Annotated in this window: 20 protein-coding genes, 2 tRNA genes and 1 pseudogene; 10 read left to right on the top strand and 13 right to left on the bottom strand. The window is 70.3% G+C overall.

From position 1 onward, the window contains the following. Window positions 1–3 precede the first annotated feature (3 nt). The 5 genes from phnE to senA are packed head-to-tail and all read right to left on the bottom strand — an operon-like array spanning window position 4 to window position 4,597. On the bottom strand, window positions 4–831 hold the full coding sequence (phnE, locus tag AC1DTW_RS24535; RefSeq protein WP_477984021.1) for a phosphonate ABC transporter, permease protein PhnE: 828 nt from the start codon (window positions 829–831) through the stop codon (window positions 4–6). Beyond that, window positions 828–1,667, bottom strand: coding sequence for a PhnE/PtxC family ABC transporter permease (locus tag AC1DTW_RS24530; RefSeq protein ID WP_477984020.1), 840 nt, complete (start codon window positions 1,665–1,667; stop codon window positions 828–830). Before AC1DTW_RS24530 ends, phnE begins: the two co-directional genes overlap by 4 nt. Beyond that, a complete protein-coding gene (locus AC1DTW_RS24525) occupies window positions 1,664–2,488 on the bottom strand; it encodes a phosphonate ABC transporter ATP-binding protein (RefSeq protein ID WP_477984019.1) in 825 nt (274 codons plus the stop codon). The genes AC1DTW_RS24530 and AC1DTW_RS24525 overlap by 4 nt, the downstream gene beginning before the upstream one ends. Before the next feature lie 19 nt (window positions 2,489–2,507). Continuing rightward, a complete protein-coding gene (locus AC1DTW_RS24520) occupies window positions 2,508–3,371 on the bottom strand; it encodes a putative selenate ABC transporter substrate-binding protein (RefSeq protein ID WP_477984018.1) in 864 nt (287 codons plus the stop codon). Between the two features lie 35 nt (window positions 3,372–3,406). After that, window positions 3,407–4,597, bottom strand: coding sequence for a selenoneine synthase SenA (senA, locus tag AC1DTW_RS24515; RefSeq protein WP_477984017.1), 1,191 nt, complete (start codon window positions 4,595–4,597; stop codon window positions 3,407–3,409). Window positions 4,598–4,629: 32 nt separating this feature from the next. Here senA and senB point away from each other — a divergent pair, with 32 nt between their 5' ends. The 3 genes from senB to rng are packed head-to-tail and all read left to right on the top strand — an operon-like array spanning window position 4,630 to window position 8,235. Continuing rightward, window positions 4,630–5,652: a selenoneine biosynthesis selenosugar synthase SenB gene (gene senB, locus AC1DTW_RS24510; protein WP_477984016.1), complete on the top strand. Its 1,023-nt coding sequence runs from the start codon at window positions 4,630–4,632 to the stop codon at window positions 5,650–5,652. After that, on the top strand, window positions 5,649–6,725 hold the full coding sequence (selD, locus tag AC1DTW_RS24505; RefSeq protein WP_477984015.1) for a selenide, water dikinase SelD: 1,077 nt from the start codon (window positions 5,649–5,651) through the stop codon (window positions 6,723–6,725). The genes senB and selD overlap by 4 nt, the downstream gene beginning before the upstream one ends. A gap of 7 nt (window positions 6,726–6,732) precedes the next feature. After that, window positions 6,733–8,235, top strand: a complete 1,503-nt coding sequence (rng, locus tag AC1DTW_RS24500; RefSeq protein WP_477984014.1) for a ribonuclease G — start codon at window positions 6,733–6,735, stop codon at window positions 8,233–8,235. 1 nt (window position 8,236) lies between these two features. Here the strand turns inward: rng and AC1DTW_RS24495 are convergent, their stop codons facing one another. Genes AC1DTW_RS24495 through AC1DTW_RS24465 form a run of 7 tightly spaced genes read right to left on the bottom strand, consistent with a single transcriptional unit; the run spans window position 8,237 to window position 15,513 of the window. Then, complete coding sequence (locus AC1DTW_RS24495) at window positions 8,237–9,247, bottom strand: glycosyltransferase (RefSeq protein WP_477984013.1); 1,011 nt, start codon at window positions 9,245–9,247, stop codon at window positions 8,237–8,239. After that, window positions 9,244–10,326 carry a CgeB family protein gene (locus tag AC1DTW_RS24490; protein WP_477984012.1) on the bottom strand — a complete coding sequence of 361 codons (1,083 nt, stop codon included), beginning with the start codon at window positions 10,324–10,326 and terminating at the stop codon, window positions 9,244–9,246. The genes AC1DTW_RS24495 and AC1DTW_RS24490 overlap by 4 nt, the downstream gene beginning before the upstream one ends. A 10-nt stretch (window positions 10,327–10,336) precedes the next feature. Beyond that, window positions 10,337–11,443 carry a glycosyltransferase family 4 protein gene (locus AC1DTW_RS24485; RefSeq protein WP_477984011.1) on the bottom strand — a complete coding sequence of 369 codons (1,107 nt, stop codon included), beginning with the start codon at window positions 11,441–11,443 and terminating at the stop codon, window positions 10,337–10,339. Window positions 11,444–11,447: 4 nt separating this feature from the next. Next, complete coding sequence (locus AC1DTW_RS24480) at window positions 11,448–12,335, bottom strand: glycosyltransferase family 2 protein (protein WP_477984010.1); 888 nt, start codon at window positions 12,333–12,335, stop codon at window positions 11,448–11,450. Next, complete coding sequence (locus AC1DTW_RS24475; protein WP_477984009.1) at window positions 12,335–12,949, bottom strand: peroxidase-related enzyme; 615 nt, start codon at window positions 12,947–12,949, stop codon at window positions 12,335–12,337. Before AC1DTW_RS24475 ends, AC1DTW_RS24480 begins: the two co-directional genes overlap by 1 nt. Before the next feature lie 3 nt (window positions 12,950–12,952). Then, window positions 12,953–14,716 (bottom strand): lipid A export permease/ATP-binding protein MsbA, encoded by a 1,764-nt coding sequence (msbA, locus tag AC1DTW_RS24470; protein WP_477984008.1) that lies wholly within the window; start codon window positions 14,714–14,716, stop codon window positions 12,953–12,955. Further along, window positions 14,713–15,513: a glycosyltransferase family 2 protein gene (locus AC1DTW_RS24465; protein WP_477984007.1), complete on the bottom strand. Its 801-nt coding sequence runs from the start codon at window positions 15,511–15,513 to the stop codon at window positions 14,713–14,715. The genes msbA and AC1DTW_RS24465 overlap by 4 nt, the downstream gene beginning before the upstream one ends. Before the next feature lie 83 nt (window positions 15,514–15,596). On the opposite strand from AC1DTW_RS24465, the gene tolB reads away from it, so the two are divergent. The 7 genes from tolB (at window position 15,597) to AC1DTW_RS24430 (ending at window position 20,557) form a co-directional block, all read left to right on the top strand. Further along, complete coding sequence (gene tolB, locus AC1DTW_RS24460; RefSeq protein ID WP_477984006.1) at window positions 15,597–16,907, top strand: Tol-Pal system beta propeller repeat protein TolB; 1,311 nt, start codon at window positions 15,597–15,599, stop codon at window positions 16,905–16,907. Between the two features lie 41 nt (window positions 16,908–16,948). Then, complete coding sequence (pal, locus tag AC1DTW_RS24455) at window positions 16,949–17,521, top strand: peptidoglycan-associated lipoprotein Pal (RefSeq protein WP_477984005.1); 573 nt, start codon at window positions 16,949–16,951, stop codon at window positions 17,519–17,521. A 5-nt stretch (window positions 17,522–17,526) separates the two neighbouring features. Continuing rightward, window positions 17,527–18,312, top strand: coding sequence for a tol-pal system protein YbgF (ybgF, locus tag AC1DTW_RS24450; protein ID WP_477984004.1), 786 nt, complete (start codon window positions 17,527–17,529; stop codon window positions 18,310–18,312). 43 nt (window positions 18,313–18,355) lie between these two features. Next, window positions 18,356–19,519 (top strand): YeeE/YedE family protein, encoded by a 1,164-nt coding sequence (locus tag AC1DTW_RS24445; protein WP_477984003.1) that lies wholly within the window; start codon window positions 18,356–18,358, stop codon window positions 19,517–19,519. Further along, window positions 19,516–20,319, top strand: a complete 804-nt coding sequence (locus AC1DTW_RS24440; protein ID WP_477984002.1) for a tRNA threonylcarbamoyladenosine dehydratase — start codon at window positions 19,516–19,518, stop codon at window positions 20,317–20,319. Before AC1DTW_RS24445 ends, AC1DTW_RS24440 begins: the two co-directional genes overlap by 4 nt. 35 nt (window positions 20,320–20,354) lie before the next feature. Then, window positions 20,355–20,430 (top strand) — tRNA-Lys (locus AC1DTW_RS24435). Window positions 20,431–20,481: 51 nt separating this feature from the next. After that, a tRNA-Lys gene (locus AC1DTW_RS24430) sits at window positions 20,482–20,557 on the top strand. 287 nt (window positions 20,558–20,844) lie between these two features. On the opposite strand, the pseudogene AC1DTW_RS24425 reads toward AC1DTW_RS24430, so the two are convergent. Continuing rightward, window positions 20,845–21,034: pseudogene (locus tag AC1DTW_RS24425) on the bottom strand (SixA phosphatase family protein); the annotation flags it as partial.

The following is a 21,034-nucleotide window of genomic DNA, read 5'->3' as shown; positions in this document are numbered from 1 at the left end:
GGATCAGGCCCACACCGGCGCGAGGCCGCGCCGCACCCGCGCGCTGACGGCGTCGACGATCAACACCAGCGCGAACATCGCGATCAGCACCGTGGCCGACTGCGCTTGCTGGAACAGCGCGAGGTGGAAGTACAGCATCTGCCCGAGCCCGCCGGCGCCGACGAAGCCGAGCACCGCGGCCATGCGGATGTTCATCTCCCAGCGGTACAGGCCGTAGGCCACCCACTGCGGCAGCGCCAGCGGCAGCATGCCGTAGCCGAACGCCGCGATGGCGCCGCTGCCCGCGTCGCGCAGCGCACGCTCGGGGCCGCGCGGCGCGTTCTCGAGCGTCTCGCCGAACAGGCGGCCGAACACGCCGCTCGTATGCAGCGCCAGCGCCAGCGCGCCGGCGAACGGGCCGAGGCCGGCAGCCAGCACCATCAACGCGGCCCAGACCAGCTCGGGCACGCTGCGCAGCACGTTGAGCAGCAGCCGCGCGACTTGCTGCGCCGCGGCGCCGAAGCGGCCTGCCGCCGGCAACGCCAGCGCCGCGCCGGCGAGGCCGGCGAGCAGCGTGCCGAGGGCCGAGACCGCGAGGGTCTGCAGCGCGGCCCATCCGGTCTTCGCGAGAAACGGCGCCGACACGTCGGGCGGGAAGAACTCGCCGATGAACTTGGCCATCGCCCGCGCCGACGCGGCCGAGAAAAGCCCCGAGAGATCGAGCTTCAGGTAGACGAAGCTGCCGATCACCGCCGCGAGCAGCGCCGCGCTGACGAGCACGCAGGTCAGGCACGGCCCGGCCGCGTGCGCGCGCTCGGCGGTCGACAGCGTGTCGTCGCGCGCACCGCTCATGCGAGCAACCTGCGCAGCGCCGCGCTCAGCGCGTCGGCCGCGAGCACCAGCAGCAGGAACACCAGCAGGATCGTGCTGGCCTCGCCGCCGTTGAGCATCTTCATCGACTGGTCCATCAGCTGGCCCAGGCCGCCGGCGCCGACGAAGCCCATCACGACCGACGCGCGCACCGCGCACTCCCAGCGGTACACGGTGTACGACGCCAGCTCCTGCGACGCCTGCGGGATCAGCCCGTAGAACAGCGCCGCGATGCGGCCGCTGCCGGCCTCGAGCAGCGCGCGCGCCGGCCGCGTGTCGCTCGACTCGAGGATCTCGGCGTAGACCTTGCCGAGCATGCCGCCGTAGGTGATCGCGATCGCCAGCACGCCGGCCGTCGGGCCGAGGCCGAGCGCACGCACCAGCAGCAGCGCCCAGACGACCTCGGGAATCGCGCGCAGCCCCGTCAGCGCCGCGCGCGCGATGCCGCGCATGGCGTGGCCGCGCCAGCGCGCGTTGCCGGGGCCGATGCGCGAGATCGACAGCGATCGCGTCACCGTGAACCCGAGCGGCACCGCGAGCAGCGCGGCCAGGGCGACGCCGGCGGTGGCCATCGCCAGCGTCTCGAGCGTCGCGCGCGGCAGCAGCCCGAGGAACTCGCCCGACAGCGCCGGCGGCAGGAAGCCCGCCAGAAACCCTCCCATCACCTTCAGGTTGTTCGCGTCGAACAAGGCCCAGGGTCTGAATTCGGCGAGTTGCAGCATCGGCCACAACAGCACGACGGCGATCAGCAGCGCGCCGGCACGGCGCCGCGCGAGCGGGTCGCGGGGCGCATCGACACCGGGCCGCAACGCGGTCATCGGCAGCCTGGCCTGACCAGCGGCAGCACCTTGCCGACCGCGCTCGGCGCGAGACCGCCGCCCTGCATCGGCAGCGCAGTGCCTTCGGTCGCGTACAGCGCATGCAGCATCGCCGCGCTGACCTGCGCGGCCGGCCGATCGAACACCAGCTCGCCGGCACGCAGGCCGATGACGCGCGGAAACCATTTCAGCGCGAGGTCGACCGCGTGCAGCGAAGCGAGCAAGGTCGCGCCGGTCTGATCGGCCTGCGCGACGAGCTGGCCGACCGCGATCTCCGACAGCGACGGGTCGAGCGCCGAGACCGGCTCGTCGGCGATCAGCAGCGGCGGCGCCTGGTACAGCACGCGCGCGATGCCGACGCGCTGCAGCTCGCCGCCGGAGAGGCGATCGCAGCGATCGAACAGCCGATCGGCCAGGTCGAGCCGCGCCAGCGCGGCGCGCGCGCCGGCGATGTCCGACGGGTAGGCGAGCGAGAGCAGCGCGCGCCGCGTCGACCACATGCCGAGGCGCCCGGCGAGCACCGCGGTGACGACACGCAACCGCGGCGGGATCGGCGGCGCCTGGTGGATCACGCCGACGCGCGCGCGCAGCCGCTGCAGCGCACCGGCGCCGAGCCGCCACGGGTTGCTCGCGAGCACGTCGACACGGCCCTCGGTCGGCCGCAGCGCGGTCGCGGCGATGCGCAGCAGGCTGGTCTTGCCGGCGCCCGACGGGCCGATGATCGCGACCCGCTCGCCCGCGCCGACCGCGAGGCTCAGGTCGCGCAGCGCGCGGTGGCCATTCGCGTGGACGAGCCCGAGGCGATCGAACGCAAGGCTCACGCTGCCGGCCCCTCGCGCATCACTTGATCAGGCCAGCCGACTTGGCCGCAGCCTCGATGCCGTCGTAGTTCGAGCTCGTCGTCGCGATGAAGCGGCTTGCGCGTTGCAGGTCCATGATCTCCTTCATCGCGGGCTGCCCCGGGTCGAGTTTCAGGAACGCGTCGGTCAGCTTCTTCGTCAGCGTGGCGTCCAGCCCGGGCCGCACGGTCCAGTTGTAGTCGTAGTACGGCGGCGTCGTCGCGAGCACGCGCACCTTCGCGGCGTTCGGGTTCTTCGCTTCGACCAGCTTGTCCCACACCGAGGCGTTCAGCACGCCGCCTTCGGCGCGGCCCGACGCGACGAACGCGACCGTCGCATCGTGCGCGCCCGAGAACGCCACGGCCTTGAAGTCGGTGTCGGGCTGGATGCCGGCCTTGCCGAGGTAGAAGCGCGGCATCAGGTGACCGGAGGTCGACGAGGGCGAACCGAACGCGAAGGTCTTGCCCTTCAGATCGGCCAGCGTCTTCGCCGGGCTGTCGATCGGCACGATGAACTTGCTGGTGAACTTCTCGTCCTCGGCCCGCTGGACGATCGGCGTCGCGCCGCCGTTGGTCCGGATCTTCGCCTGCACGAACGTGAAGCCGCCGAGCCAGGCCAGGTCGATCTTCTGGTTCGCCAGGCCTTCGACGACCGCGGCGTAGTCGGTCACCGGCGTGAACTGCACCTCCAGCCCGGTCTCGCGCTGCAGGTAGTCGCCGAGCGGCTTGAACTTGCGCTGCAGCTCGGTCGGCGCCTCGTCGGGGATCGCCGAGACGCGCAGCACGGTGGTGGCTTGCGCGAATGCGGCGCCGGCACCGAGCGCGATCAGGATCGCGACGAGCGCGCGGGAGACGAGTTTTTTCATGGGGCAGCCTGGGGTGGACGAGGGTGGATGCGGCGTCACGGCGCCGCGGTGCGGAAGCCCGCGAATATATCGGTGCGCTGCGGCTGGAAGAAGTTTCGGTAGCGTGGGTCGCGCAGCCGCGGGTGTGTCGCGAATGCAGCGCCGCGCAGTTCGCGATGGTCGCCAAACCACGGCGCGGAGTACTCGGCGTAAGGGCCCGGCGCGAAGCCGGGGTAGGGCGCGAAGGCGTCGGCGGTCCACTCCCAGACGCTGCCGCCCCACGTGAACGACGGCACGCTGGCCGCGGCATGCTCCCATTCGGCCGCGTCGGCCAAGCGCCGGCCGGCCCAGCGGCAGTAGGCCTCGGCCTCGAAGGCGTTGACGTGCAGCGCCGGCGCGGTCGGGTCCAGCGGCAACCAGCGGTCGAACCAGCGCTGCTGCCAGCCGCCGCTGCGCGCGTCGCGGCGCCAGCGCTGCGGGTGCGCGAGCCCGGATTGCGCGCGCCACGCGCCGGCCGCGCCGGGCCAGTGCGCGGGCTCGTCGTAGCCGCCGGCCTCGACGAAGCGTGCGAAGGCGCCGGCGCTGACCGGCGCGCTGTCGATCTCGAAGTCCTGCAGCTGGACCGTGCGACCGGGGCGTTCGTTGTCGAACGCGAAGCCGGCGGCGTCCGCGTCGATGCCGACCCGGACCGCGCCGCCGCGCACGACGAGCGGCGCGCTTGTCGGCAGCACCGGCATCGAGATGCCCACCGGCGCCGGATAGCCGAGCGCGGCACGCAGCCAGCAGAACGCCTCGCCATGCATGTCTTCATGGAACAGCGCGAGGCGCGCGAAGTAGAGCGCCGCGTCGTCGCCGTCGCGATCACGCGGCAGGGACTCGATGCAGGCGCCGAGTTGCCCGGCGAGCATCGTTTCGAGCGCGGCGCGCTCCGGCATCGGTGTGGACCAGCGCGCGGCGTGGGCGAGGCGCGCGGAGTCGAAATGCGCGTCGGGGCCGACGAAGCGCGGCGCATGGCGCGCCGCCGCGTGACCGTGCGCATCGCGCTGATGCGGGCCGCGCAGGATCCAGAACTCGGCGAACCAGGCCAGGTGCGCGAGCTCCCACGCGACCGGGTTGACGCCGGCCTGCTGCGGCGGCCGCCACTGTGCCGGGCTCAGGTCGCCGACCCCTGCCCAGGTGCGTGCGCGGCTCTCGCGCAGCGCCGCGACAAGCTCCGCGCCGGCCAGGTGGCGTGCGGCTCCGGTCATGCCGCTCGTCCCGCGCATGGCAACATCCGGGCATGACCCGCAAGCCCTGCGTCTGCCTCGTCTCGCCGGCCCTGGCGGACGCCAACAACGGCAACTGGCACACCGCGCTGCGCTGGAGCCGCTTTCTCGCGGACGCCGCGCAGGTGCAGATCGTGCAGGCCTGGGACGGGGCGCCGGTCGACGCGCTGATCGCGCTGCACGCACGCCGCTCGGCCGATTCGATCGCGCGCTTTCGCGACGCGCACCCGCACGCGCCGATCACCCTGGTGATGACCGGCACCGACCTGTACCGCGACCTGCGAATCGACACGAACGCTCAGCATTCCGTGGAGTGTGCCAGCCACGTCGTCGTGTTGCAGGACGAGGCGCTGAAGGCGCTGCCCGTCGAGGCGCGCGCGAAGGCGCGCTGCATCGTGCAATCGGCGTCGCGCGTGCTGCGCGACGACGCCGCGGTCGGGCACGTCGGCCTCGTCGCGGTCGGCCACCTGCGCGACGAGAAAGATCCGCTGACCTTGATGGCCGCGGCGTGCCGGCTGCCGCCGGATGGGCCGATCCGCATCCACCACATCGGCCGGCCGCTCGATGCCGCGCTCGGCGCGGCGGCGCAGCGCACGATGCGTGCGTGCGCGCATTACCGCTGGCTCGGCGGCCTCGACGTGCGCGCGACGCGGCGCTGGATCGCGCGCTCGCGGGCGCTCGTCCACATGAGCCGGATGGAAGGCGGCGCGAACGTCGTGATCGAGGCCGTGCGTTCGCAGGTACCGGTGCTGGCGAGTCGGATCGACGGCAATGTCGGGCTGCTCGGCGCCGACTACGACGGCTACTTTCCGGTCGGCGACGCCGACGCACTCGCGGCGCTGATGCTGCGCTTCGCCGGCGATGCGCCGTTCGCGCGCCACCTCGCCGCGCAATGCCGCGCGCGCGAGCCGCGCTTCACGCCGGCCGAAGAGGCGCGCGGCGTGCATGCGCTGCTGGCCGACATGCTCGCCGGGCAAACGTCGCCGCCGGCTGACACAATGAGCGCTTCGACGCCTCGCCGGAGCAACGCAACATGAGTTCATCGAAGATCGCCGACATGGCCGCGCTTGCGCCGCTGCGCCTGACCAGCTTCTCGCACGGCGGCGGCTGCGGCTGCAAGATCGCACCCGGCGTGCTCGCCGAGATCCTGAAGAGCAGCGGCGGCGGCCTGATCCCGAAAGAGCTGATGGTCGGCATCGAGACCGCCGACGACGCGGCCGTCTACCGGCTCAACGACGCGCAGGCGCTGATCGCGACAACCGACTTCTTCATGCCGATCGTCGACGACCCGTTCGACTTCGGCCGCATCGCCGCGACCAACGCGATCAGCGATGTCTACGCGATGGGCGGCACGCCGATCATGGCGCTGGCGCTGGTCGCGATGCCGGTGAACCAGCTGCCGCTCGAGGCCATCGGCCAGATCGTCAAGGGCGGCGAGGCGATTTGCCGCGAGGCCGGCATCCCGATCGCCGGCGGCCACACGATCGATTCGGTCGAGCCGATCTACGGCCTGGTCGTGATGGGCCTGGTGCACCCCGACCGCGTGCGCCGCAACGCCGACGCGAAGCCGGGCGACGTGCTGATCCTGGGCAAGCCGATCGGCGTCGGCGTGCTGTCGGCGGCGCTGAAGAAGGGCAAGCTCGACGACGCCGGCTACGCGCAGCTCGTCAAGACCACGACGATGCTGAACAAGCCGGGCATCGCGTTCGCCGCGATGGACGGCGTGCATGCGCTGACCGACATCACCGGCTTCGGCCTCGCCGGCCACACGCTCGAACTGGCGCGCGGCGCCGGCGTCGGCGCGGTGATCGAGTGGTCGAAGGTGCCCTTGCTGCCGGGCGTCGCGGCGATGGCCGCGGATGGCTTCGTCACCGGCGCCTCGGGCCGCAACTGGGACGGCTATGGCACGCAGGTCCTGCTGGCCGACGCGCTGCCGCCGACCGCGCGCGACCTGCTCGCCGACCCGCAGACCTCGGGCGGCCTGCTCGTCAGCTGCGCGCCCGAGGCCGCGGCCGAAGTGCTGAGCATCTTCAAAGCGGGCGGCTTCGATCAGGCGGCGGTGATCGGCCGCATCGAAGCCGGCGCACCGGCCCTGCGCGTCGCGCCCTGAGCGCGCGATGCAGGACATCCTGATCAACTGGACGCCGCAGGAAACACGCGTCGCCATCGTCGAGAACGGTGCCGTGCAGGAACTGCACATCGAGCGCGCGCTCGAGCGCGGCCTGGTCGGCAACATCTACGCGGGCAAGGTCGTGCGCGTGCTGCCGGGCATGCAGTCGGCCTTCATCGACATCGGCCTCGAGCGCGCCGCGTTCCTGCATGTGGCCGACGTGCAGGTCAACGGCGTGACCCCGCGCGGCGCGTTCGCGGCCGCGCGCGGCGAGCCGAGCAATGCGCCGCAGACGCCGATCGAGCGCCTGGTGTTCGAGGGCCAGACCTTGACCGTGCAGGTCATCAAGGACCCGATCGGCACGAAGGGCGCGCGGCTGTCGACCCAGATCAGCATCGCCGGGCGCCTGCTCGTGTTCCTGCCGCAGGACGACCACATCGGCATCTCGCAGAAGATCGGCTCGCACGAGCTGCGCGAGCAGTTGCGCGCGCGCATGAACCTGCTCGCGCAGGTGCCCGAGGGCGCGGGGCCGCCGGGCGGCTTCATCCTGCGCACGAACGCCGAGGAGGCGAGCGACGAAGAACTCTCGGACGACATCCGCTACCTGCGCAAGACCTGGGCCGCGGTGCGCGACAGGAGCTTCAAGTCGCCGCCCGGCACCTTGCTGCACCAGGACCTGAGCCTGGTCGAACGCGTGCTGCGCGACCTGGCGCACGACGCGACGCAGGCGGTGCGCATCGACTCGCGCATTCAGTTCGAGGCGCTGCAGACGTTCGGCCTCGAGTTCACGCCGACATCGGTCGCGAAGCTCGAACACTATGCCGGCGAGCGGCCGATCTTCGACCTGTTCAACATCGACGAAGAGATTGCGCGCGCGCTGATGCGCCGCGTCGAACTGAAATCGGGCGGCTACCTGATCATCGACCAGACCGAGGCGCTGACGACGGTCGACGTCAACACCGGCGGCTTCGTCGGCGCGCGCAACTTCGACGACACGATCTTCAAGACGAATCTCGAGGCGAGCCAGGCGATCGCGCGCCAGCTGCGGCTGCGCAACCTCGGCGGCATCATCATCATCGACTTCATCGACATGACGCGCGAGGAGCACCAGAACGCAGTGCTCGCCGAGTTGCGCAAGCAGCTCGCCCGCGACCGCACCAAGATCACCGTCAGCGGCTTCACGCAGCTCGGCCTGGTCGAGATGACGCGCAAGCGCACGCGCGAATCGCTCGCGCACATGCTGTGCGAGGTCTGCCCGGTCTGCGAGGGGCGCGGCCAGGTCAAGACGCCGCGCAGCGTCTGCTACGACATCCTGCGCGAGATCCTGCGCGAGGCGCGCCAGTTCAACCCGAAGGAGTTCCGCATCATCGCGTCGGCCGCGGTCGTCGAGATGCTGCTCGACGAGGAGAGCCAGCACCTCGCGGGGCTGTCCGACTTCATCGGCAAGCCGATCTCGCTGCGCGCCGAACCGCTCGGGTCGCCGGAGCGGTACGACATCGTGCTGCTTTGATTCAGCGCCGCGCGGCGAACCGGCGCTTCAGCGCGAACCACGGCGCGAGCAGCGCCGGGCACTCGGCGTAGACGAACAGCCGCAGGCGCAATTTCATCGGCACGCGCCGCGCGGCGACAACGGCACGCCAGCGCGCGGCAAGGCGACGCGCCGCGAACACGTCGCGCACGAAGGCCTCGCGCTCGAACTGGCGCGAGAGTGCGTCCTCCACCAACTCGAGCTGCCCGGCGCGCTTCGCGTCGGCGAGCAGCTGCGGCAGCTCGACGAGCGCGTGGCGGTTGTTCTTCAGCAGGCGCTCGATCACGTCGCGCGCATGCAGGTTGCGACGCTTGCGCGAGATGCCGCCGCGGCGGTATTGCACCAGCGGCTCGTCGAGCGTGATCGCGCCGCCGCTGACGATTGCGCGGAACACCATCAGCCAGTCTTCGGCGACAGTACCCGTCGGGAACGGGCCGAAGCGGTCGAAGACGCGGCGCGTCCAGGCCTGCGCCGCGCCGATCACGTGCGGCGGTCGCGCGATCCAGTCGGCGGCGTCGCGGTAGGTCGAGAGATCGGTCGGCACGATCGTGCCGTGCGTCTGGCCGGCGTCGTCGAGATCGAGCACCGGGCTCGAGACCAGGTCCGGACGACGCTGCGCGGCGAGCCAGGCATCGACGACGCGCTCGCAGCGCTGCGGCAGCGAGACATCGTCCGCGGCCGCGACGAACAGCAGCTCGCCGTGCGACAGGCCGACCATCCGGTTCAGGTGCGCACCGATGCCGAGGTTCACCGGATTGCGGTTCAGGATCAGGCGGTGCGGGCCAACGTAGCCGGCCACCGCGCGTTCGATCGCGGCCCAGGTCGAGTCGCTCGAGGCGTCGTCGGAAATCACGATCTCGAGCGGCGAATGGGTCTGCGCCAGCGCGCCGCGAATCGCGGCTTCGATCGTCGTTTGCTGCTGGTAGGCGAGCAGCAGCATCGTGGCCAGCGGCCGTGCTTCGGGCTCCGTGCCGGGCAGGGGAGAGTGCGTCACGGTGAGGCCGGGCGTGGGTCGGGAGGCGGCGGGGCGGAGGGGGCTGGAAGACGCCCGATCAGCACTCGGGCTGCAACGCTGAAATCAGCCTGCTGCAGCGCGCGCCGATGCCCCTGGTCGGCGATGTGCTCGCGCAACGGCGCGTCATCGAGATAGCGCTCGCATTGCTTGCGGAGTTCTTCGGGCGCCGTGAACACGTCCATCTCGCGCCCCGGCTCGAAGAGCGCCCTGACTTCGGCGGCATCGTCGGTCAACATGAAGGCCCCGCTGGCCGGAATCTCGACGACGCGCTGGGTCGTGCCCGACAGATGCGCGTCCCAGCTCGAAATGTTCAGCACGATCGCGCTGTCGTTGTAGAGCGCATTGAGCTGTGCTCCCCAGATGAAATCGCCGCGATGGAAGGCCGCGAATGCATCGACCTTGTCCCACTTCGGGCCCCACAGCTCGAGCGGCAGGGCGCGCAAGGGCTCGAGAAAGCGCAGGCGCCGTGGCGTCGGCGTGCCGACGAAGACGATGCGACGCTGCGTGACCCGCGGCCAACGGATGCGCCGGAAGGTCTGGGTGTCCAGGCCATGCGAAGGCAGCCAGCCGATGCGTTGCCGAAACGACGCTTCGATGTCGGTGTGGATGCAGTAGTAGCGGTCATAGAGCCGCGACTCGGCCTCGGCCAGCCCCGGCTCGAGCGGACCCTCCACATACCAGCCGACGAGGCTCTTCACGCCCAGGCGCCGACAAGCCTGCAGCGTGCCCGCGCGGTGCGCAAAGCCGCGGATCACGATCAGCGTGTCGGGCCGAAAGTCGCGCACCGCCTTCAGCAACGCGCGTTCGCGTCGCCCCTCGGGTGTCCACGGCAAGGCGGCCCGGATGCGCTGTTTGTCGATGCCCAGCAAGCGTCCGGGCAGCGTGAACACGCGCTCGAGCAGCTTCGCTGCCGGGTGGCTCGCCGGTTCGAAGCCGAACGAATTGAAGCGCTCGACCTGCAGGCCATCGCGCTCCAGCGTTGCCGCGACGTGTTCGAAGAATCCGAAGCGGTAGCGTTGATCGTCGAAGGCGCCGGAAATCAGAACGCGCTCGGTCATGGGGTGGCGATCACGTCTTGGCGCCTCGGCCGGGTGCGCGCCGCAGCGACTCGGCGATCGCCAGCAGCGCATCCACATGCACCGAGACGCGCGGGTCGTAGCCCAGGTTCTGCCGCGGCGTCGCCAGCCGGTGCGTGCCCGCGCGCCAGCGCCCGACCGCTTGTGCGACGGCTGCGTCGAGCGACGCGGGCGGCCCGAGCGCGAAGGGCAGCTGCGCCGGCGCACGGATCACCTCCGCGCACCCCGCACCCTGGGCCAGCAGCACCGGCGTGCCGCACAGCACCGACTCGACACCGACCAGCCCGAAGGGTTCGTACAGCGAGGCCATCACGGTGAAATCGACGGCGCGGTAGACGTTCTCGATGTCGCTGCGGTAGCCGAGGTGGCGCACGTTGCGCGCGCTGCCCTGCATCGCGCGGCCGGCGATCACGAGCGTCGCCGGCAGCTCGGTGCGCGCGAAGAAATCGACCAGCAGATCGAGGCCCTTGCGCTTGTGGCCGGTCGAGGCGAGCAGGAACACCGCGCGGTCGTTCGGCAGATCGAGCTGCGCGCGCAGTGCGTCGCGCGCCGCGGTGTCGACGGCCGAGAAGCGCTCGCCGTCGACCGGCGGATACAGCAGCGCGATCTTGCGCGGATCGATGCCGTAGTGGCGAACACACTCGTCGCGCATCCGCGCCGAATGCGCGACGATGGTCTGCGAGGCTTCGAGGTGGGCGCGCTCCAGGCCGATCTTCCAGCGGTCGTTCAGGCCCGCGCGCTGGCCCATCGCTTCGAGAAAGCCGGGGTGCGTGCCGCCGCAGATGCCGATGTCGGACCAGCGCGTCTGGTTGCACCCGATCAACGGGAACAGGCCGAGCCGGCGCTTCGCGCGGCCGATGCGCCAATCGAAGAACAGGTCGCGCCACTTGCCGGGCGCCACCTTCACGCTCGTGTGCACCGGCGTGACCCACTGGTACTCGGGCAGGGTCTCGTCGAAGGCCTTCGCGATCAGCGTCGGCTTGATGCCGCGCTCGTGGAGGCCGCGCACCAGCGTCATCGCATAGCGCTCGATGCCGCCGCTGTTGCGCAGCCCGTGGTTGCTGATCGCGAGCTGCTCGAAGGGCTCGTTCGCACGCACCGGCTCAGGCCCGGTCGTCGGCGTTGAACGGCACCGCCGGCTTGAAGCTCAGCGCGAGGCGCGCGCGCCAGCGTGCCTTCGCGAGCAGCGCGCGGTCCGCGTCGTCCAGCGTGCGGCCGGCCATCGCGACCTCGAGCTCGACCGGCTCGCCGCGATGCAGGCAGATGCGGTCGAAGTCGCGCTGGCTGATGCCCCACTTGTGAAGGAACTGCAGGCGCCCGTCGTTCTTCACGATGCGCTGCGTCGAGACGCAGGCGAAGTGGTAGACGAAGCTGTCGCCGAGGCCGACGAAGGTGCGGCAGCCGGCGTGCCAGAGCTTCATCGACAGGTCGTTGTCGCTGCTCATGCCGGGCGAGAACTCGGTGCTGTAGCCGCCGACTTCGGTCCACATCCAGGTCGGCAGCAGGGTCGGCGGCCAGGTCGAACCGAGCCAGTGGGTGCGGCGCAGCGCCGGCAGCGCGGCAATCAGTTCGGCCTCGCGAAAGCCTGCGACATCGCGCCCGAAATCGGCCGCGACGGTGCAGCGGTTGTTCGCGCCGCCCGGCTCGATCATCGTCGCCGACAGCATGAAGCGCTGGCCTTCGAGGCGCTGCGCGACCTCGAGCAGGCGCGTGTCCCAGCCCGGCAGCACCGCCATGTCGTCGTTCAGGTACAGCAGGCAGGGCCGGGTCGCGAGCGCCGCGACCCGGTTCACCGCGAAGCAGATGCCGATGTTGGCGGGGCTCGCGGTGTGCTTCAGCCCTTGTTCGCGCACCCACGCGAGCGTGCCGTCGGAGCCGTCGTTGACGTGCACGAGGATCTCGTGGGCATGCGCCGAATGGCGCCGGATCGTCTCGACCGCGAGCTGCAGGAACGGCAGGTTGTTCCAGGTTGGGATGATGATCGAGAACATCAGGCCGCGCTTGAAGCTTTGGGCGCGCGCGGCACGCGCCCCATCAGGTAGAACTCGTCGTTCGGCCGCATCGAGGTCAGGTTCGCCATCCGGTTCGACAGGCCGAACAGTGCGGTGATGCCGGCGATGTCCCAGGCGTCTTCATCGCTCCAGCCGTGTTCGCGCAGCGCGGCGAAATCGGGCTCGCCGACCGTGTCGGATGCGTTGCAGACCTTCATCGCGAACCCGAGCATCGCCTTCTGGCGCGGCGTGATGTCGGCCTTGAGGTAGTTGGTCGCGAGCTGGTCGGCGATCATCGGTGCCTTCTCGTAGATGCGCAGGATCGCGCCATGCGCGACGACGCAGTACAGGCAGCCGTTCGCCGCGCTGGTCGCGACGATGATCATCTCCTTCTCGCCTTTTGTGAGCCCGTTGAGGCCCGAGTCGCGCAGCAGCAATGCGTCGTGGTACGCGAAGAACGCGCGGAACTCGTCGGGCCGGTGCGCGAAGGTCAGGAACACGTTCGGCACGAAGCCGGCCTTCTCCTGGACCTCGAGGATCTTCGCGCGGATGTCTTCGGGCATCTGGTCGAGCGCCGGAACGGGGTAGCGGCTGATCGGCAGCGGCGTCGTCATGGTTCAGCTCCTGAATTGCAAGGCATGCAGGCGGGCGTACAGGCCGCCGTGCGCGAGCAGCTCCCGGTGGCTGCCCTGCTCGACGACGCTGCCGGCCTCGAGCGCAATGATGCGATCGGCGCGCTCGATCGTCGAGAGGCGGTGCGCGATCACGAGGCTGGTGCGGCCCTGCATCAGCGTCTGCAGCGCCTGCTGCACGAGGCGCTCGGATTCGGAATCGAGCGCCGACGTCGCCTCGTCGAGGATCAGGATCGGCGCATCCTTGTAGATCGCCCGTGCGATCGCCAGGCGCTGGCGCTGGCCGCCGGAGAGCTGCGCCCCGTTGTGGCCGATCAGGGTGGCGCTGCCTTGCGGCAGGCTGTCGGCGAAGTCGGCCAGGTTCGCCGCGACCAGCGCAGCGCGCGCGCGCGCCGGGTCGACCGGCGCGCCGAAGCAGACGTTGGCTTCGACGCTGTCGTTGAACAGCACGACCTCCTGGCCGACGAGCGCGAACTGCGCGCGCAGCGCGTGCAGGTCCCAGTCCTTCAGCTCGACGCCGTCGAGCGAGACGCTGCCGCCGCCCGGGTCGAGAAACCGCGGCAGCAGGTTCGCCAGCGTGCTCTTGCCGGCGCCCGAAGGGCCGACCAGCGCAACGGTCTCGCCAGCGCTGATCGAGAGCGTCACGTCGTTCAGCGCCGGAACGTTCGCCGCCTCGCCGAAGCGCAGCGTGACATGGCGCAGCGCGAGATCGCCACGCGCGCGCGCCGGGGCGTACGTGCCGCCGCTCTCACGCGGCGCGTGCTCGATCAGGTCGAGACCGCGTTCGACCGACGCGGCGCCGCGTGCGATCGGCGCCGAGACGTCGGTCAGACGCCGGATCGGTGTCGCGACCCCGATCGCCGCGGTGATGAAGGCGATGAACGCACCGGTCGTCGTGCTGCCGGTGCTGCTCTGCCACAGCGCGACCGCGATCACCGCAGCGAGCGCGACCGCGGTGAGCATCTGCGTCACCGGCGTGACGGTCGCACCGGCGACGGTCGACTTCATCTGCAGCCGCCGCAGCGAAGCGCTCGCATCCTCGAAGCGCTCGCGCTGCACCGTCTGCACGCCGTGCAGCCGCACCATGCGCCAGGCCAGCACGTTCTCCTCGACGACGTAGCCGAGGCGATCGATCGCGATCTGCGATTCCTTCGTGATGCGGTGCATGCGCCGGCCGAACACACGCATCGCGTAGCCGACGACCGGCCCGAGCGCCGCGATGAACAGCGTCAGCTTCCAGTTCAGCAGCAGCAAGGTGCCGAGCAGCGCGATCACCGTGAAGCTGTCTTTCAGCACCGTCTGCGCGGCGCCGATGAGCTGGTTCACCCCGCCCAGGATCTCGTAGACGACGGTGTTCATCAGGCTGCTCGCGGAGCGCTCGACGAAGAGCTTGGGCTGCGCGTCGAGCAGCCGTGCGAAGAGCTGCGAACGCAGCCGCAGCGTCGCCTGGTTCGCGGACCAGGCCATCGTGTAGTCGACGACGAAGCCGGCCAGGCCGCGGATCGCGAACAGCACGACGAGAGCCACCGGAATCGCCCACAGCGGCGGATGCGGCAGTTCGGCCATCCACTTGAACGGCATCTTCTTCAGCCCGCCGTCGACCAGCGGCACCATCATCCAGGCGACGCCGGTCTCGCAGATGGCCGAGAGCGCCGAGCCGAGCGCGGCGAGCGAGAACGCGAGTCGTGTGCCGCCGAAATAGGGCACGAGCACGCGCAGCCTGCTCAGCAGGCCCGGCGCGGCGCTCATTGGGGGAACTCGGGCCGCCGTGGCGGACTCTTCAGGAACATCAGCTTGATGTATTTGTAATAAGTGTATTCGGCGTTGTAGACCGCCAGCATCAGCCCATGCTGCCCGTCGAGAAAGCCCAGCCGCAGGAAATAGGTGCGCACGAACGCGAACAAGCCATGCATCACCGCCTTGCCCACGCCCGCCGACTGGCCCGCCGCGAGCATGTCGCGCGCGTTGCCGGTCGAGTAGCGATCGAGCTTCTCGAGCACGTCGTGGATGTCGGGGTAGCTGAAGTGGATCAGGTCGTTCGTCAGTTCGCCGATGCGCCCGTCGACCGTCATGTGCGCGTGCAGAAAGTGCTCGGTGAAGTCCGAGACCGCGCGCCGGCCGAGGCGCAGCGTGTGGTCGGGTCGCCAGCCGGCGTGGTGGATGAACCGGCCGCAGAACTCCGACAGGCGCGGGATGCGGTAGCCGTCGAACGCATTCGAGCGGATCGCCGCGAGGACCTCGGCGCGCAGCGCGTCGGTGATGCGCTCGTCGGCGTCGAGCGACAGCACCCACGTGCTCGTCGCGAGCTGGAAGCCGCGCGCCACCTGCGGTCCGTAGCCCGGCCAGTCGGTCTGCACGACGCGCGCGCCGGCTGCGGCCGCGAGCGCGGCGGTGCGGTCGCTGCTGCCCGAGTCGAGCACCACGACCTCGTCGGCGAACGATGCGCTCGCGATGCACTCGGCGATGTTGCGCGCCTCGTTCTTCGCGACGATCACGACGGTCAATGTGGCGGCGGGCGGCGTCGTCGGGTCGGGCGTGGTTGGCACGGGGTGGGTCTGCAAGTGCTCCTCTATGATGCCGGGCATTGTCCCAGATTCACTTGCGGCCTCTGAGGCCGATCGCCCACACGATGTTCCATCCTTGCCTTCGATCCCTGGCCGCGCTGCGTGCGGCATTCGGCCTGTTGCTGGTGGCCGCGCTGAGCGTCGGCACGCCGGCGCACGCGCAGTTCCGCGTCGAGATCTCCGGCGTCGGCGCGACCCAGCTGCCGATCGCGATCACCAAGTTCCGCGACGAGGAGCGCGCGGCGCCGTCGTTGTCGATCTCGGGGATCGTGCGTGCCGACCTGGAGCGCAGCGGCGTGTTCCGCAGCGTCGACGCGCCCGGCGCGCTCGACGAGAACAGCCAGCCGGTGATGGCCGAATGGCGCGGCCGCGCCGCCGACGCACTCGCCGCCGGCTCGGTCACGCGGCTGGCCGACGGCCGCTTCGACATCCGCTTCAAGCTCTGGGACGTCGTCAAGGGCAACGTGATCGCCGGGCAGAGCACGGCCGTCGAGGCCGGCGACCTGCGCCTGGCCGCGCACCGCATCGCCGACGCGATCTACGAAAAGCTGACCGGCGACAAGGGCGTGTTCTCGACCCGCATTGCGTACGTGACGAAGGGCGGCGGGCGCTACACCCTGCGTGTCGCCGATGCCGACGGCGAGGGCGGGCAGGTCGCGCTGAACAGCCCCGAGCCGATCATCTCGCCGGCCTGGTCGCCGGACGGCAAGCAGCTCGCCTACGTCTCGTTCGAGAAGCAGAAGGCGGTCGTCTACATGCAGGACACCTCGACCGGCGCACGCCGCGAGCTCGCGAACTTCCGCGGCTCGAACAGCGCGCCGGCCTGGTCGCCGGACGGGCAGACGCTGGCCGTCACGCTCTCGCGCGAGAACGGCTCGCAGCTCTACCTGATCGACCGCAACGGCGGCAACGTGCGGCGCCTGACGACGAGCAACGCGATCGACACCGAGCCGGCGTTCGCGCCCGATGGCCGCGGCATCTACTTCGTCAGCGACCGCGGCGGCGGCCCGCAGATCTACCGCACCAGCGTCAGCGGCGGCAACGTCGAACGCGTGACCTTCGGCGGCAACTACAACATCAGCCCGGCGATCAGCCCCGACGGCCGCACGCTCGCCTACATCTCGCGCCAGGGCAACGCGTTCCGGCTCTACACGCTCGACCTCGCCGGCAACGGCGCGCAGCCGGTCGCGCTGACCGACACCAGTGACGACGAGAGCCCGAGCTTCGCGCCGAACGGCCGGCTCATCATCTACGCCTCGCGCGCCCAGGGCCGCGACGTGTTGATGACGACCACGCTGGATGGCAAGATCAAGGCGCGCCTGGTGTCCACCACCGCCGACGTGCGCGAGCCGGTCTGGGGCCCGTTCGGCCGTTGAGCGCCGCGCAGTCTTTCTTTTCGATGAGGATGAAAACCACCATGAACCTGAACCCGATCCGTTCGTTGCCTGGCGCGCGCATCGCATCGCTGAGCGCCTGCGTCGCGGCCGCGTGGCTCGTCGCCGGCTGCTCGAGCGTGCCGCTCGGCGAGAGCGGCGGCGCGCCGGTCGAGAGCCGCAACCCGACGGCCGGCACGCCCGGCGCCGGCAGCACCGGTGCCGGTGCCGGCCAGAGCCGCGTGACGCCGGTCGACCTGGCGAAGGACGCCAACGATGCGAACGGCGGCGCGCAGCGCACCGTCTATTTCGACTTCGACAGCTTCGTCGTCAAGGACGAGTACCGCCCGATCATCGACCGCTTCGCGAAATCGCTCGTCGCCGACCGCAAGAAGCACCTGCAGGTCGAGGGCCACACCGACGAGCGCGGCGGCCGCGAATACAACCTCGCGCTCGGCCAGAAGCGCGCCGAGGCGGTCGCGAAGTCGCTCGCGCTGCTCGGCGCGACCGAATCGCAGGTCGAGGCCGTCAGCTTCGGCAAGGAGCGGCCGGCGGTGCAGGGCAGCGACGAGGCCGCCTGGGCGAAGAACCGCCGCGCCGAGCTGAACTACCGATGAAGCCGATGAACGCCATGCAAGGGATGTCGCGGACCGCGGTCGCCGGTCTGTGCCTGTGCGCTGCCGCGCTGTTCGTGCCGGCCGCGCAGGCCGGCTTGTTCGACGACGACGAAGCGCGCCGCGCGATCCTCGACATCCGCACGCGGATCGACCAGAACGCCGAGCGCCAGCGCACCGGCCAGCAGCAGCTGACCGAGCAGATCGATCAGCTGCGGCGCAGCCTGCTCGACCTGAACAACCAGCTCGAACAGGTGCGCGCCGACAACGCGCGGCTGCGCGGCCAGAACGAGGAGCTGACACGCATCGTCTCCGAGGTGCAGCGCAAGCAGAAGGACCTGCAGTCGGGCGTCGACGACCGGATGCGCAAGTTCGAGCCGCAGAAGGTGGTCGTCGACGGCAAGGAGGTCAGCGTCGATCCCGAAGAGAAGCGCCAGTACGACGAGGCGATGGAGCTGCTGCGCAAGAGCGATTTCGCCGGCACCGCGAACGCGCTGACGGCGTTCCGCAAGCGCTACCCGGCCAGCGGCTACAACGAGTCGGCGCTGTTCTGGCTCGGCAATGCGCAGTACGGCACGCGCCAGTACAAGGACGCGATCACCTCGTTCCGCACGCTCGTCGGCGCCGCGCCCGAGCACGCGAAGGCGCCCGAAGCACTGCTCGCGATCGCGAACTGCCAGGCCGAGCTCAAGGACATCAAAGGCGCGCGCAAGACCATCGACGAGCTGCTGAAGACCTATCCGAAGTCCGAGGCCGCGCAGGCCGGACGCGACCGCCTCGCGTCGCTGAGGTAGTGCACCGGGCGGATCGGCGGCACCCGGCACCTAAAATGCCGGGATGTTCGATACCGATCTGAAAGCGCTGGCCACGCTCGTGCTGTGGGCCGCGTTCGGCCTGTCCGTCGCGTTCGGCGCGATCGCGCAGCGCACCCACTTCTGCACGATGGGCGCGGTCGCCGACATCGTCAACATCGGCGACTGGACCCGCATGCGCATGTGGGTGATGGCGATGGGTGTCGCGATGATCGGCTTCAACCTGATGGTCGCGCTGGGCTGGCTCGATGCCGGCAAGAGCATCTACGCCGGGCCGAGGTTTCTCTGGCTCTCGGCGCTCGTCGGCGGCGTGCTGTTCGGCTTCGGCATGGTGCTGGCCTCGGGCTGCGGCAGCAAGACGCTGGTGCGCATCGGCGGCGGCAACCTGAAGTCGCTGGTCGTGTTCGTCGTGCTCGGCGTCGCCGCGTTCGCGACGCTGAAGGGCATCACCGCGGTCGCGCGTGTCGCGACGGTCGATGCGGTCGGGCCCACGTTCGCGAGCGGGCAGGACCTGCCGTCGCTGCTGGCCGCGGCGAGCGGCATCGCGAAGGGCACGCTCGCGGCGGTGCTCGGCCTCGCGATCGGCGGCGCGCTGATCGGCTGGTCGCTCGCGAGGGCCGAAGGGCGCTCGCGCGAGAGCCTCCTCGGCGGTCTCGGCGTCGGCGCGATCGTCGCCGGCGTCTGGTGGGTCACGGGCCGCCTGGGTCACGTCGCCGAGGACCCGAACACCTTGCAGGAGGCCTTCGTCGCGACCAACTCCGGGCGCATGGAGTCGCTCAGTTTCGTCGCGCCGGTCGCGTACACGCTGGACTGGCTGATGTTCTTCAGCGACAAGTCGAAGCTGCTGACAGTCGGCATCGTCAGCGTCGTCGGCGTCGTCGTCGGCTCGGCCGCGCAGGCGCTGGCGATGAAGAGTTTTCGCTGGGAGGGCTTTCGCGATGCCGGCGACACCGCGAACCACCTCGTCGGCGCGCTGCTGATGGGCATCGGCGGCGTGACCGCGCTGGGCTGCACGATCGGCGAGGGGCTCTCGGGCCTCTCGACCTTGAGCCTGGCGAGCTTCGTCGCGCTCGCGGCGATCATCGCGGGCGCGGTCGCGGCGCTGCGCTTCCAGGCCTGGCGCATCGAGCGGGCCGACCACAACGCGCGACCGGCGCTGAGCCCCCTGCGTTCGCCGGTGCCGCGATGAATACGATTGCCGACCGTCTCCCGCTCGCACCGCTCGAAGCGGATCTCGAACGCCGCTTCGGCGGCCTGCGCCGCCTGTACGGCGATGCCGCCTACGCGCGCATCCGCGCCACGCGGATCGCGATCGTCGGGCTCGGCGGCGTCGGCTCCTGGTGCGCCGAGGCGCTCGCGCGCAGCGGTGTTGCGGCACTGACGCTGATCGATCTCGATCACATCGCCGAGTCGAACATCAACCGTCAGGTGCAGGCCATCGGTGCGACGCTCGGCCAGGCCAAGGTGCACGCGCTGCGCGAGCGCATCGCCGACATCCACCCGGGCTGCGACGTGATCGGCGTCGAGGATTTCGTCGACGCCGACAACTGGCCCGCGCTGCTGCCCGCGCCGGTCGACGCGGTGATCGATGCCTGCGACCAGGTGCGCGCCAAGGCGGCGATCGCCGCGTGGGCGCTCGCCACGCGCAGCACGCTGGTGATCGCGGGCGCGGCCGGTGGCAAGCGCCGCCCGCACGAGGTGGCGGTCGATGATCTCGGCCTCGTCACGCACGACCCGCTGCTCGCTTCGCTGCGCCAGCGCCTGCGCAAGCACCACGGTGCGTCGCGCAACGGCAGGATCGGCCTGCGCTGCGTGTTCTCGCGCGAGGCCGTCGTGGCGCCCGATGTCGATGCCTTGTGCAGCGTCGACGGCGCGATCGCCGACGGCACGCTGAACTGCCACGGTTACGGCTCCAGCGTCGGCGTGACCGCCACGTTCGGCATGGTCGCCGCGAGTCTTGCGCTAGAATCTGCCGCAGCGCAGAAATGATCCGCCGCCAAGCCGGCTATAATCGAAGGCTTGCCGGGTTGTTAGCTCAGTTGGTAGAGCAGTAGACTTTTAATCTATTGGTCGTGGGTTCGAGCCCCGCACAACCCACCAGGCGAACAACACGGTCGCACTGCGCCGGCGGTACCGAATTTGAAGAATGTGGGGCTCTTAGCTCAGTTGGTAGAGCAGCGGACTCTTAATCCGTAGGTCGAGTGTTCGAGTCACTCAGGGCCCACCAATAAAGACAACGGCTTAGGCGAATCGCCTAGGCCGTTTGTCTTTCCGGGCGTGACAAAAACGTGACCGCTGGATCACGTTTGCCGAGTCCTGATTCGATCCGAGGCGCCGCAACCAACAGATTTTCCGTAGCGAACTTGGCATAGCGGTCAACCATCTGCCGCGACTTCCAGCCGCCCAGGTCTTTCAGCTCGTCGCAGGACGTTCCCGTTGCCGCTTCGCAGCGCCGGCTCGGAAGACCCAAAGCGCATGAGCGTTCGACGACCAACGACGCGAACGCGCGGGTCGCTATTTCCCCGGATGATCGAGCGTCGACTCGGCCGGCTCCGCCGAACCGATGTCAGACCAGTTCCTCGTGTCGTAGCGAAACTCAGCCACCGCGCACGTGGGCATGTCGACGATCTCGCTCGACAGCCGGTGAGCCAGCTCGGTGAACTCGGGGTTGTGGCCGAAGAGGATCACCCGGTCGAGCCTGTTG

The organism is Rhizobacter sp. P5_A1, assembly GCF_056400745.1.
The sequence above is the reverse complement of the archived record's forward strand: the minus strand, read 5'-3'. Positions and strand labels throughout refer to the sequence as shown.